At 65.3% G+C, this 12,752-nt stretch carries 11 protein-coding genes; 10 read left to right on the top strand and 1 reads right to left on the bottom strand.

The features are described from left to right. Nucleotides 1-31: 31 nt before the first annotated feature. From L0U84_RS08875 to L0U84_RS08830, 10 genes are all read left to right on the top strand, one after another. A complete protein-coding gene (locus L0U84_RS08875; RefSeq protein ID WP_233849308.1) occupies nt 32-955 on the top strand; it encodes a glycosyltransferase family 2 protein in 924 nt (307 codons plus the stop codon). Nucleotides 956-1,004: 49 nt separating this feature from the next. Continuing rightward, entirely contained in the window at nt 1,005-2,213 is a 1,209-nt protein-coding gene (locus L0U84_RS08870; RefSeq protein ID WP_233849307.1) for a glycosyltransferase family 4 protein, read from the top strand. 3 nt (nt 2,214-2,216) lie between these two features. Then, a complete protein-coding gene (locus L0U84_RS08865; RefSeq protein ID WP_233849306.1) occupies nt 2,217-3,716 on the top strand; it encodes a glucose-6-phosphate isomerase in 1,500 nt (499 codons plus the stop codon). Beyond that, nucleotides 3,713-4,942 carry a glycosyltransferase family 4 protein gene (locus tag L0U84_RS08860; RefSeq protein WP_233849305.1) on the top strand — a complete coding sequence of 410 codons (1,230 nt, stop codon included), beginning with the start codon at nt 3,713-3,715 and terminating at the stop codon, nt 4,940-4,942. Before L0U84_RS08865 ends, L0U84_RS08860 begins: the two co-directional genes overlap by 4 nt. 100 nt (nt 4,943-5,042) lie before the next feature. Beyond that, nucleotides 5,043-6,209 carry a glycosyltransferase family 4 protein gene (locus L0U84_RS08855; protein WP_233849304.1) on the top strand — a complete coding sequence of 389 codons (1,167 nt, stop codon included), beginning with the start codon at nt 5,043-5,045 and terminating at the stop codon, nt 6,207-6,209. A 327-nt stretch (nt 6,210-6,536) separates the two neighbouring features. Beyond that, entirely contained in the window at nt 6,537-8,927 is a 2,391-nt protein-coding gene (locus L0U84_RS08850; RefSeq protein ID WP_233849303.1) for an ATP-binding protein, read from the top strand. Nucleotides 8,928-8,964: 37 nt separating this feature from the next. Further along, nucleotides 8,965-9,696 carry a methyl-accepting chemotaxis protein gene (locus L0U84_RS08845; RefSeq protein WP_233849302.1) on the top strand — a complete coding sequence of 244 codons (732 nt, stop codon included), beginning with the start codon at nt 8,965-8,967 and terminating at the stop codon, nt 9,694-9,696. Next, nucleotides 9,693-10,232, top strand: a complete 540-nt coding sequence (locus L0U84_RS08840) for a hypothetical protein (protein ID WP_233849301.1) — start codon at nt 9,693-9,695, stop codon at nt 10,230-10,232. Before L0U84_RS08845 ends, L0U84_RS08840 begins: the two co-directional genes overlap by 4 nt. Before the next feature lie 28 nt (nt 10,233-10,260). Beyond that, nucleotides 10,261-11,241 carry a chemotaxis protein CheX gene (locus L0U84_RS08835; RefSeq protein WP_233849299.1) on the top strand — a complete coding sequence of 327 codons (981 nt, stop codon included), beginning with the start codon at nt 10,261-10,263 and terminating at the stop codon, nt 11,239-11,241. A 31-nt stretch (nt 11,242-11,272) separates the two neighbouring features. Continuing rightward, entirely contained in the window at nt 11,273-11,638 is a 366-nt protein-coding gene (locus L0U84_RS08830) for a response regulator (protein ID WP_233849298.1), read from the top strand. A gap of 41 nt (nt 11,639-11,679) precedes the next feature. Here the strand turns inward: L0U84_RS08830 and gmd are convergent, their stop codons facing one another. Then, the gene (gene gmd, locus L0U84_RS08825; RefSeq protein WP_233849297.1) at nt 11,680-12,723 is read right to left on the bottom strand and encodes a GDP-mannose 4,6-dehydratase; all 1,044 of its coding nucleotides are present in this window, start codon (nt 12,721-12,723) and stop codon (nt 11,680-11,682) included. Nucleotides 12,724-12,752 lie beyond the last annotated feature (29 nt).

The following is a 12,752-nucleotide window of genomic DNA, read 5'->3' as shown; positions in this document are numbered from 1 at the left end:
TTTGTGCACGACAGGAACAGAGGACATCACGATGAAAGTGACCGTACTGGTACCGACTTATCGCCGTCCGGCCGATCTCGCGCGCTGCCTCGCCGCGCTCGAGCGGCAAGCGCGCGCGCCCGACGAAGTGATCGTGGTCGCACGCGTCGATGACGACGCGACCCATGCGTGCCTGCGCGATCCGTCCACGCGCGGCCGGCTGCCGCTCGTGATCGCGCCGGTGGACATACCCGGCCAGGTCGCGGCCCTGAATCGCGGGCTCGATGCCGCGAGCGGCGACGTGATCGCAATCACCGACGACGACGCCGCGCCGCGCCGCGACTGGGTCGAGCGCATCGCGGCCGCGTTCGAAGCCGATGCGCGCCTCGGTGCGCTGGGCGGGCGCGACTGGGTGCACGAAAAAGGCCGCGTGCTCGACGGCGAGCGGCCGCTGGTCGGCAAGGTGACCGCGCACGGCAAGATCATCGGCAATCATCATCTGGGCGTCGGTGCCGCACGCGAGGTCGACATCCTGAAGGGCGCCAACATGAGCTACCGGCGCGACGCGGTGCGCACGATCCGCTTCGACGCGCGTCTGCGCGGCGCGGGCGCGCAGGTGCACAACGACATGGCGTTCAGCCTCGCGGTAAAGAACGCCGGCTGGAAGCTCGTCTACGACCCGCAGGTCGCGGTCGATCATTTCCCCGCCGAACGTTTCGACGACGACAAACGCGACGCGCAGACGATGGCCGCGCTGCGCAACGCCGCGTTCAACTTCCATCTGATCCTGCGCGACCAGTTGCCGCCGCTGCGCCGTGAAACCGCGTGGTGGTGGTGGACGCTGGTCGGCACGCGGCTTTATCCGGGCCTCACGCATGCGGCGCTCGCACTGTTGTCGAAGCAGGCGCCGCTGCAGCTGTCGCGTTGGCGCGCGGTGCGCGACGGCGCGCACGAAGCGCGTCGCGCGTTGTCGTGACGCGTATGCGCCACGAGGCCTCTTTCCACCGGCAGAGCGGAGTGCCCGCATGAGTACGAAGGTTCACGTTCATCTGTTTTACGGCGCAGATCCGCGCTTTTATCGCAAGGGCGACGATATCGGCTGCCTGTACGGTTATCACCATGCGCAGTCCGAAGCGTTCGCGCTGAGCTATTCGCAGGACGCGCGCGAAAGCCGGCCCGTGCGGCTCGTGCGGCGCGCGCTGAAGGCGGCGCTCGGCTTCGATTTCATCCATACGTGGCGCAATCGCGCGGAGATGCTGCGCTCGGACGTGATCTGGACGCATACCGAGCAGGAGTGGCTGTCCGCCGCGCTGATGCTGCTGCTGTGCGGGAGCAAGGCCGGGCCGGGCGCTTCGCCGCTGCTGCTCGCGCAAAGCGTGTGGCTGCTCGACAAGTGGCCGTCGTACGGCATCGTGCGCAGCTGGCTGTATCGCAAGCTGATGACGCGCGCGGATCGGCTGACCACGCTCGCGAGCGAAAACGCCGAGCTATGTCAGGACTATTTTCAGCGCGACGCGACGCCGCTGCTGTATGGCCTGAACACCCGCGACTTCCCGGTCAACCCGCCGACGCAGTGGACGCCGCGCACGCCGCTGCGCATCGCGGCGATCGGCAACGATCGCGACCGCGACTGGGAGACGCTGATCAAGGCGTTCGGCAACGATCCGCGCTACACGGTTAAGCTCGCGACGCGGCGGCGCATTCCCGCGTCGCTGCGCGCGTCGAACGTCGAGATCGCGCTGTTCTCGGGCATCAGGAAGCAGCACGAGCTGTACGACTGGGCCGACGTGATCGTCGTGCCGCTGCGGCCGAACTCGCACGCGTCGGGCATCACCGTGATGCTCGAAGCGGCGGCGCTCGGCAAGCCGATGATTGCGACCGACGTCGGCGCGCTGCGCGATTATTTTCCCGCCGACGAAGCCGCCTACGTGCCACCGTTCAATCCGCAGGCGCTGCGCGACGCGGTCGATCGGCTCGCCGCCGATCCGCACGAGGCGCTGCGCCAGGCGCAGGCAGCGGCAGCGGGTCTGCTCGCGCGCGATCTGACCACGCAGCACTACGCCATGCAGCACGTGCGGATCACGCGCGAGATGCTCAGTGCGCGGGGACAGGCGAGTGCGACCGCGTACGCGGCTACGCCCACGCAAGCCGCCACGCACGCTCCGGCTCGCGCCGCGCAGCAGCTTGAAGCTCAACGCGCCGCACCCGCGCGCGAATCGCGCGGAGGCCTGTAAGCGATGTCGACGATTCCGCACGCGAACCCACTGCCGCCGAACGGCGCGGCCAACGCCGGCCGCGCAAAAAGCGCCAACGGGCTGCTGTCCGGGGGCCCGCGGGAATGGCTGCCGCCGCTGTTGCTGTGGCTGATCACCGCGGTGTTGATCGTCGCGCATCAGGGCACGGTGCTCACGCTCGCGTTTCCGGTGCTCGCGATCCTGACGGGCCTGTGGCTGTACTTCAGGAGCCCGGCGCGTTACATCGGCTTCATGTGGTGGCTGTGGTTCCTGAGCCCTGAAGTGCGGCGTCTCGCCGACTGGTCGAAGGGTGCGTTCACGCCGACGAGCCTGATCCAGGTCGCGCCGCTCGCGGTCACGATGATCAGCGGGCTGTCGCTGCTGCGCTACTACCGGCTGCTCGCGCAGCGGCGCGGCTTGCCCGTGCTGCTGATCCTGCTCGGCCTCGTCTACGCGTTCCTGATCGGCGTGATGTCGAGCGGCCCGCTCGCGGCCACCTACGACCTTGCGAACTGGCTCTATCCGATCCTGATCGGCTTTCACATCATGGCGCACACGCGCCAGTATCCGCAGTATCGCGACACGATCATCAACACGTTCATCTGGGGCATGCTGGTGATGGGCGGCTACGGCCTGATCCAGTTTTTCATCATGCCGCCGTGGGACGCGCTGTGGATGCTCGGCTCGCAGATGAACTCGCAGGGCGACCCGGTGCCGATGGGCGTGCGCGTGTTCAGCACGATGAATTCGTCGGGACCGTTCGCGTTCGCGATGATGGGCGCGATGGTCTTCGTGATGGCCGCGCAGCACCGCGTGCGCTGGATCGCCGCCGGCCTCGGCTTCTTCTCGTTCGCGCTGAGCCTCGTGCGTTCGACCTGGGGCGGCTGGGTCATCGCGCTGCTGATCCAGCTGGTGAAGTCGAACAACAAGGTGCGCGTGCGCATCGTCGCGAGCGCGGTGCTGCTGGCCGGCTTCTGCGTGCCGCTGCTCGCGGTCGGCCCGGTGGCCGAGCGGATGCAGGCGCGGCTAAACACGATCGTCAATCTGCACGACGACCAGAGCTACGCGGCCCGTAACGAGTTCTACGCGACCTTCGCGAAGACCGCGTTTACCGACGTGTCGGGCGAGGGCATGGGCGCGACCGGCACCTCGACCAAACTCTCGAACGACGGCGGCCAGCTCGGCCAGTACGGCAACTTCGACAGCGGCGTGATGAACATTCCGTTCGTGCTCGGCTGGCCCGGCACCTTGCTGTACATGTCCGGCATCGTGTGGCTGCTGATACGCGCGGTGCTCGCCTCGTTCAGGCTGCGCGACGACAAATTCGTCTCCGCGTGCCTGAGCCTGTGTCTCGCGACCTTCGCAATGCTCGTCTTCACGAACTCGCTGGTCGGCACCGGCGGCCTGCTGCTCTTCATGAGCGCATTTTCGATTCTTTCCGCGGTCCACTACGAAAAAATGAACCGCAGACGCACGCAATTTACCCACGGAGGCACGGATTGAGAGTCGCCATTGTCACGCACGTAGTGCGCCATAACGACGGCCAGGGGCGCGTCAATCACGAGATTGCGCGCGCGGCGCTCGACGAGAACATCCGCGTGACGCTGGTCGCGTCGCACGTGGCGCCCGAGCTGCTCGCGCATCCGAACGTACGCTGGGCGCCGGTGAAGATCGGCCGCTGGTGGCCGACCAATCTGCTGCGCCAGCAGGTCTTCGCGCTCAAGAGCGCGTTGTGGCTGCGCGCGCATCGGCGCGACTACGACGTGCTGCACGTGAACGGCTTCATCACGTGGATGCGCGCCGACGTCAATACGTCGCATTTCGTCCATAGCGGCTGGTTCGCGAGCAAGTACTATCCGTTCGGCCTCACGAAGGGCGTGTGGTCCGCTTACCAGTCGGTCTATACGCGCTGCAACGCGTTGCTCGAGCGCTGGGCGTACCGGCGCTCGAAGGTGATCACCGCGGTGTCGCAGAAGGTCGCCGACGAAATCCGCGCGATCGGCCTCACGCCGCGCAATCGCGTGGACGTGATCTACAACGGCGTCGACACGCAGGGCTTCGCGGCCGCGAGCGGCGATCGCGCGAAGTTCGGCTTGCCGGGCGATGCGTTCCTGCTGCTGTTCGTCGGCGATCTGCGCACGCCGCGCAAGAATCTCGGCACCGTGCTCGCCGCGTTGAAGCATCTGCCCGAGCACGTGCAGATCGCGGTGGCCGGCTTTCTGCCGGGCAGCCCCTATCCGGACGAGGCGAAGGCGCTCGGCATCGCGCATCGCGTGCATTTTCTCGGGCTCGTGAAGGAAATGCCGGTGCTGATGCATTCGGTCGACGCGTTCGTGTTCCCGTCGCGCTACGAAGCGATGAGTCTGTCGCTGCTCGAAGCGATGGCCGCGGGGCTGCCCGTCGTCACCGCGCGCACCGCCGGCGGCGCCGAGATCATCACGCCCGAGTGCGGCATCGTGCTCGACGATCCCGACGACCCGCAAGCGCTCGCTCGCGCGGTCGCGCAACTCGCCGGCGACGACACCGCGCGCCGCGCGATGGGTGAGGCCGCGAGCGAGCTCGCGACCGGCTTCGGCTGGGCGCGCATGGCCGCGCAATACATCGCGCTGTACCGGCAACTGGCCGGGCAGCAGGAAAACCGCCGGCGCAGCAAGACGGAAGCCGGGGTCGTCGCGCAGAACGATGCGCTGACGCTGAACCATCTGGCCGGACAAAAGAGCGTGGAATGAACGCGCTCGGCGCGCGATCCACGCATCGACATGGCAACTCACCGCAAGCAACACGCAGCACTACACAGCAACACGCAGCAACACACAGGGGCACACCATCATGACGACTGGCTCAATCAAATCACTGCAGATCGGGATGCACTGGTTTCCCGAACGCGCGGGCGGCCTCGACCGCATGTATTACTCGCTGGTCGGCGCGCTGCCCGGCGCGGGCGTCGCGGTACGCGGCGTGGTCGCCGGCTCGCCGAAAGTCGCGGCCGATACCAACGGCGCGATCAACGGCTTCGGCTCCGCCGCGCAATCGCTGCCGCTGCGGCTGATGGCGGCACGCCGCGCGCTGCGGCAGGAAATCCGCGCGTCGCGGCCCGACGTGATTTCGTCGCACTTCGCGCTCTATACGTTTCCGGGCCTCGACGTGACGCGCGGCATTCCGCAGGTGTCGCATTTTCAGGGGCCGTGGGCCGATGAGAGCCACGTCGAAGGCGCCGATTCGCTCGGCCAGCGCGCGAAGCGTTATCTGGAGCAGTCGGTGTACGCGCGTTCATCGCGGCTGATCGTGCTGTCCGACGCGTTCGGCAAGATTCTGACGGCACGCTACGGCATCTCGCCGGAGCGTGTGCGCGTGGTGCCGGGCTGCGTCGACGTCGAGCAGTTCAATCTGCCGATCACGCAGGCCGAGGCCCGTTTGCGTCTGCAATTGCCGCAGGATCGGCCGATCGTGCTGGCGGTGCGAAGGCTGGTGCGGCGCATGGGGCTCGAAGATCTGATCGACGCGGTGAAGCTGGTGAAACGCACGTCGCCCGACGTGCTGCTGCTGATCGCGGGCAAGGGTCGCCTCGAAAGCGAGCTTCAGGCGCGCATCGCCGACGCGGGGCTCGAGCACAACGTGAAGCTGCTCGGCTTCGTGCCCGATCAGCATCTGGCGGCGCTGTATCGCGCGGCCAATATCAGCGTCGTGCCGACCGTCGCGCTGGAGGGCTTCGGGCTCATCACGGTCGAATCGCTGGCGTCCGGCACGCCGGTGCTGGTGACGCCGGTCGGCGGCTTGCCGGAGGCGGTGGCGGGCTTGTCGCCCGATCTGGTGTTGCCGCAGACCGGCGCTCAGGCGATCGCCGCGGGTCTCGCCGGCGCGCTGAACGGCACGCTGAAGGTGCCCGATGCGGATGCATGCCGCCGCTATGCGCGTGAGCACTTCGATAATGCGGTGATCGCGAAGCGGGTCGCGGCGGTCTATGCCGAGGCGATTGCGGGGGATTCGCTGCATTGAAGCGCAGCGGCGGCAACTTGATCGAATAAAAAAGAGGCGAGGCACGGACCCTTGCGTTCGGGCCTCGCGTTCATGTCGCCGCAGAGCTTCAAAAAAATCCGGCTGTAAATAACGGCACGTTTCTGTTGAACTTGAGCCCGGATCAGCCCTTAGCCGGGATTTTTCGGCGATATTTTCCAAATCCTCAAAACGTGGCGGCTGGTGTCCTTTCCGTCACGTTGACGTCACACATTCGCGACGATAATCCCCGCGCCCGAAAGTACAAAAACACACGGGCGTCCCGCTAAAAGCGGGGACCTTGTTTTTTCAGACCTCGGGGATTCTCAGATGACCATCCGTCACCGCATCACGCTACTCGTCATTCTGATGCTCGTCGCGCTATCCGCCATTGGTGGATACGCTGTGCTTCAGACCCGCAACAGCGCCGCCAACGTCAGGCAGGTGACCCAAGGCGTGGTGCCGAGCGCGCTCGCTTCGGCCGACCTCGTGTCGCAGCTCAAGGACGTTCAGCTCGCGATGATGACGCTCGTCTACGCGCCCGACGCGAACATGGTCTCGCAGGCGCAAGACCTGCTGAAGAGCAAGGAAGCGTCGTTGCAGGCGGCGCTCGACGTGCAGGCGAAGGCCGCGCAAGGTCAGGCCCAGACCGGGCTCGTGAGCCAGGCGCGCGAGAGCCTCGCGAATTATTTCAACGCGGTCAACGACACCGCCAAGATGAAGGCCGACGGCAAGAACGATCTGGCGCAGGCGTATCTGTTCGCGAACGTCGCGCAATACCGCGATGAACTCGAAGGCATCGTCGAGACGCTGCGGATCGAAAAGAACCGCCAGAAGGACGCCGCGATCGACGACCTGAACAGCGCGCTCGCCACCACGACGACGGCGATCGGCGCCGCGACCGGCGCGGCCATCGTCGTGCTGCTGTTGATCAGCGCGCTGCTGTATCGCCAGATCACCCGTCCGCTGAGCCGCATGCAGGTGGAGATGAGCGAGATCGCGGCGAGCCAGGACTTCACGCGCCGCGTGCCGGTCGGCCGCATGGACGAGATCGGTCATTCGATCGTCGCGTTCAACGGCATGATCGAGAAGATCCAGCAAAGCTCGCTGCAGTTGAAGCAGAAGACCGCCGATATCCAGGCGATGCTGCAAAACATGCAGCAGGGGATTCTGACGGTGGTCGAAGGGGGGGGCGTGCATCCGGAGTACTCCGCCTATCTGGAGGCGATCTTCGAGACCCGGGAGATCGCGGGCCGTCCGTTGCTCGATCTCGTGTTCGGCGGCACTGATATCAATAGCGACGAGCTCTCGCAGATCGAAGCGGCGCTGCACGCATGTATCGGTGAAGACGGCATGAACTTCGAGTTCAATCAGCACCTGCTCGTCAACGAGATCGCCAAGCCGATGGCCGATGGCCGCGTGAAGACGCTCGACCTCAGCTGGTCGGCCATCACCGACGAACACGACGTCGTGCTGCGTCTGATGCTGTGCGTGCGCGACGTGACCGAACTGCGCGCGCTCGCCGCCGAGGCCGGCGAACAGAAGCGCCGGCTCGAAATGATCGGCGAGATTCTCGCGGTGAGCCAGGAGAAGTTCCATCACTTCGTCGAAAGCGCAACGGGCTTCATCAGCGAGAACGAACGGATCATCCGTCAGCATCACGAGCCGAGCCACGAAGCTGTCGCCGAGCTGTTCCGCAACATGCACACCGTCAAGGGCAATGCGCGCACCTACAGCCTTCAGCATCTGACCGGCATCGTCCACGAAACCGAGCAGCGCTACGATGCATTGCGCCGCGCCGACAACAGCGAGACGTGGGACCAGCAGCTTCTGATCGAGGATCTGCAGCGCGTGAAGGCAGCGCTCGAAACCTACGCGACGATCAACGAGGTGAGCCTCGGCCGCAAGGGCCCGGGTCAGAGCGGCGCGGTGGATCGCTACCTGATGGTCGATCGCGAGTTGATCCAGAAGCAGCTGGACCTGCTCGAAAGCGCCGATCCGGCCGACCGGGACGCACTCGTGTCGATGCGCGAATCGCTGCAGCGGGAGCTGCGTCTGTTGGGTACCGAGTCGATCTACGAAGCGCTCGCGGGTGTGCTCGAATCGCTGCCGTCTCTGGCGGCCGAACTCGGCAAGCAGGCGCCGGTCGTCAGCATCGACAACAACGGCTACCGCGTGCGCAGCGAGGTCAGCAATACGCTGCGCAATGTGTTCACGCACCTGCTGCGCAATTCGGTCGACCACGGCATCGAGCCTGCCGCCGAGCGTGTCGCGAACGGCAAGGACGCGGCCGGCGTGATCGAGCTGGAAGTGGGCGTCGACCATCACGCGCTGCAGATCACCATCAGCGACGACGGCCGAGGTCTCGCGCTCGCGAAAATCCGTGCCGCCGCGATCGAACGCGGCTGGATCGACGCCGACGCCGCGCTCAGCGACGAAGCGATTGCGGAGTTGATCTTCCGGTCCGGCTTCTCGACCGCGCAGAGCGTCAGCGAGATTTCGGGCCGCGGCGTCGGCATGGACGCCGTGCGCGATTTCGTGCGGCGCGAGCATGGCCGCATCGAATTGCGTTTCACCGACGATCGCCGTGGCGCGGATTATCGCCGCTTCCAGACCGTCGTGTCGTTCCCCGAGGACTGGGCGGTGGACAGTCTCGACGCGTCCGCCGAGGCAGCGCGCGAGCGTGACGCGGATGCGGATGCGGATGCGGTAGCGGGCTGACGGCCCGATGGATTGAACGAAGCGATGGGAGCAGGTCGTGCTTGAAAGTTATCTTCTGGCGGCAGGCGTTGGCGGGATCGTCTGCGCATTCGCCACGGGCATTTTTTATCGTCGCAAGCTTCGGGCGGGCATAGAAGCGCTGCGTGTCGACGCGCTCGCGCGGCAGAGGGTCGAGCAGCAACTCGACGCGGCGGTCCGACACGCGGAGCAGGCCAGCAGCGAGCGCACCGCGCTGGAGGCGATGCTCGCCGATCTGCGCGCGCAGGCCGAGCAGTGCGCGCACGATCGCGACACGTTGCAGGCGTCGCTCGACGCCGCGAGCGCCCGCAGCGACGCATGGCTGCAGCAGGCGACGCGGATCGCGCAGGAGGCGGCCCGTCTGAAGACGCTGACCATCACGTTCGAGCGTTGGCACGAGCAGATGATTTCGCTGATGTCGCAGAACCGCGACATGCACAAGAAGAACCAGGAGCTGTCGTCGATCGTGCAGCACGTGCTGATCGTTTCGCTGAATGCGTCGATCGAAGCGGCGCGCGCCGGCACCGCGGGACGTGGTTTCTCGATCGTCGCGGGCGAAGTGCGCTCGCTGGCCTCGCGCTCGCAGGAGTTGTCGAAGAGCTATCGCGAGAGCCTGCATCGCAACGACCTGACGACGGCGGCGACGTTCCAGGACATTCAGGCCGGCGGCAAGATGATCACCGCGTCGCTCGGCGGCGTCGAAGTGCTGGCGACCCAGTTTCAATCCCGGCTCGAGCAGGCCGCAGCGTGATTACCGATCTGGCGTTGCAAAGCATCGCGGACATCTTCTGTCACGCGGCTCGCGCGAGATTGCCCGCGACGCCGGGCGACTCGTGCGAGATCACCGCGGTGCCGAGGTGGGATCGCGATCATCCGGCCGGACCTTGCGCGATGGCGCTGACGATCTCGTCGATCGGTTTTCGTCTTCTGTTCGTGCTGCATTTCAGCAAGGACGACGCGACGCGCGCGTACTACGCCGGCGGCGACACCGCGCGCTCGGTGTCGGAAACGCTGATGGAGCTCGGCAATCTGTGCTGCGGCTACATGAACCAGCAACTGGTCGAACATTTCCCCGACCTCGGCATGTCGACGCCGTATGAATTGAACAGCACCTGTGTCGAGTATCTGGACGAACTGCGGCCCGATCACGTGTGGGCGTACGAGCTGACGATCGGCGGTGCGGCCCGGCTGGGCGTCACGTTGTGCGTATGCGCGCAGGCGCCGCTCGATTTCAAGGCTGAACTCGCCAGCGCCGACGAGGCCGAAGGCGAACTCGAACTTTTCTAGCAACACCGCATTTGCAGGCTGAACCACGATGAATACCAGCAAGCCCGTCAGCAAGCTGCTCGTGCTCGACGACTGTCCGGCACACGCGCAAGCGCTGAAGCTCTTTTTCGACGAGCACAACCTGATTGCACTGAAGGTGCGCGACAGCCGCCGCCTCGGCTCGGTACTGGCCACCAATATCGATCTCGGCGGCGTTCTGCTGGCGGACGACTACGGCGGCTCGCTCGAGCAGGCCGCAATCACCGCGGCGCGGATCCATACCTTGCGCCCCGAACTGCCGGTGATCCTGTGTTCGAGCGGTCACGCGCCGCTCGAACGGCGTCCGCTCGCGTTGACGAACGCAGCGTGCGCGAGCTTCGATGCCGCCGACCTGACGGCCTTGAGCACAGCAGTCGATCAATACATCTTCAGCCTCGACTTCCCGAATGCGCTGGTGCGCGGTATCGCGGAGATCACCGAAGCGCGGCTCGCCACTTTGTTCGACGGCGTCACGGTGCAACGGGACACGCCTAGTGTCGTGCGCGATCGCATCATCTTCGGCGAGGTGTTCAGCCTGATCCCGCTCGAAGGCAGCTGGTGCCGCGGCTATATGCTGATGCAGGCCGAAGAGGAGCCGCTGCTCGGCATGATCGAGCGCGATCGCGCGGCACGCCAGAGCGGCACGGGCATCGCGCAAGCGGGCTTTCGCGATCTGAACAACGTGCTCGGCGAATTGACCAATCTGATCTGGGGGGCGTTCAAGGACCGCTTCCTCGGTCAGCAGAACGCTCGCGAGGCGAGTCAGGTGCAGGTGCCGCTGCTCGTCAATCACAAGCATCGCTACATCTCGTTCGGCTCGGACAATCCGCAGTTGCGGTTCCAGTATCGATTGAGCGATGCGGCGAGCGGACAGTCGGTATCGATCGACCAGCGCTTCGTGTTCAACCTGAGCTGGTCACCCGAAGATTTTTCTGAAAACACGGTGGATGTCGACGATCTCGTCGAATCCGGCGAACTGGATCTGTTTTGATACGACGCGTCGGCGACGCAAGGGAATGGGTATGGCAAAGATTCTGGTGGTGGATGATTCGAGCACGGTACGCGATGAAGTCGCGGGCTTTCTGGCGAAGAACGGTCTGGACGTCGCGACGGCCATCGACGGCAAGGACGGCCTTGCCAGGCTGAAGATGGATTCGGGTATCCGCCTGATCGTCAGCGACGTGAACATGCCGAACATGGACGGCCTGACGATGGTCGAAAAAATCCGCGGCGAACTCGCGAACAAGACCGTCAACGTGATCATGCTGACGACCGAAAGCAGCCCCGCGATGAAGGAGCGCGGCAAGGCCGCCGGCGTGAAGGGCTGGATCGTCAAGCCGTTCAAGGGCGATGCGGTGCTGGAGACGTTCAGAAAGCTGGCGGGTTGACGGGCCGTGTGCGGCGCACGCCGCCGCACACGAATGCCGCGTCAGAACGTGTCGTGATGCTCGTTGCGCACGATGTCCGCCTGCACCATCATCTGGCACAGCTGTTCGAGCGTGGTTTGCGGCTGCCAGCCGAGGGTGTCGCGCGCCTTGTCCGCGCAGCCGATCAGCAGGTCCACTTCGGCCGGTCGATAGAACTTCGGATTCACGCGCACGAGCGTCTTGCCGGTCGCGACGTCGATACCGGTCTCGCGCTGATCCTTGCCCGACCATTCGAGCTGATAGCCGGCCGCTTTGAACGCCATGCGTACGAAATCGCGGACCGTCTCGGTGCGGCCGGTCGCGAGCACGAAGGTGTCGGGCGTGTCGGCCTGCAACATGCGCCACATGCCCTCGACGTATTCGAGCGCGAAGCCCCAGTCGCGCCGCGCGCTCAGGTTGCCCAGTTCGAGCACGTCCTGTTTGCCGAGCTTGATCTTCGCGACCGTGTCGGTAATTTTGCGCGTGACGAATTCGCGGCCGCGTAGCGGCGATTCGTGATTGAACAGAATGCCGCTGCTCGCGAACAGGTCGTACGACTCGCGATAGTTGATCGTCGACCAGTGCGCGAACAGCTTCGCGACGCCATACGGGCTGCGCGGATAGAACGGCGTGCTCTCGCGTTGCGGCACGGCCTGCACGAGGCCGAACATCTCGGAGGTCGATGCCTGGTAGAAACGCGTCTTCGGGCTCAGGATGCGCAGTCCTTCGAGCAGATTCAGCGCGCCCATGCCGGTCACATCGGCCGTGGTCACGGGCTGGTCGAACGACACGCCGACGAAGCTCTGCGCGGCCAGGTTGTACAACTCGTCGGCCTCGACGCCGTCGAGCAGGCGCAGCGTCGAGCCGAGGTCGGTGAGGTCGTGTTCGACCAGACGCAGACTCGGATGATCGAGCACGCCAAGCTCACGCATGCGCCAGAAGTTGACCGAACTCGTGCGCCGGTAGGTGCCGGTCACCTGATAGCCCTTGTCGAGCAGCAGCTTGGTCAGATAGGCGCCGTCCTGTCCGGAGACGCCGGTGATGATCGCTTTGCGTGGTTGGCTCATAGCATGCCTTCTAGTTTGTGAATGGAAAG

Source organism: Paraburkholderia sp. HD33-4 (assembly GCF_021390635.1).
GTDB lineage: Bacteria > Pseudomonadota > Gammaproteobacteria > Burkholderiales > Burkholderiaceae > Paraburkholderia.
The sequence above is the reverse complement of the archived record's forward strand: the minus strand, read 5'-3'. Positions and strand labels throughout refer to the sequence as shown.

Bases quoted from the DNA above. Each gene is read 5' to 3' on its own strand.
- L0U84_RS08855 (WP_233849304.1), top strand. From the start codon at position 5,043: ATGACGACTGGCTCAATCAAATCACTGCAGATCGGGATGCACTGGTTT.
- L0U84_RS08865 (WP_233849306.1), top strand. From the start codon at position 2,217: ATGTCGACGATTCCGCACGCGAACCCACTGCCGCCGAACGGCGCGGCC.
- L0U84_RS08875 (WP_233849308.1), top strand. From the start codon at position 32: ATGAAAGTGACCGTACTGGTACCGACTTATCGCCGTCCGGCCGATCTC.
- L0U84_RS08835 (WP_233849299.1), top strand. From the start codon at position 10,261: ATGAATACCAGCAAGCCCGTCAGCAAGCTGCTCGTGCTCGACGACTGT.
- gmd (WP_233849297.1), bottom strand. From the start codon at position 12,723: ATGAGCCAACCACGCAAAGCGATCATCACCGGCGTCTCCGGACAGGAC.
- L0U84_RS08830 (WP_233849298.1), top strand. From the start codon at position 11,273: ATGGCAAAGATTCTGGTGGTGGATGATTCGAGCACGGTACGCGATGAA.
- L0U84_RS08870 (WP_233849307.1), top strand. From the start codon at position 1,005: ATGAGTACGAAGGTTCACGTTCATCTGTTTTACGGCGCAGATCCGCGC.
- L0U84_RS08850 (WP_233849303.1), top strand. From the start codon at position 6,537: ATGACCATCCGTCACCGCATCACGCTACTCGTCATTCTGATGCTCGTC.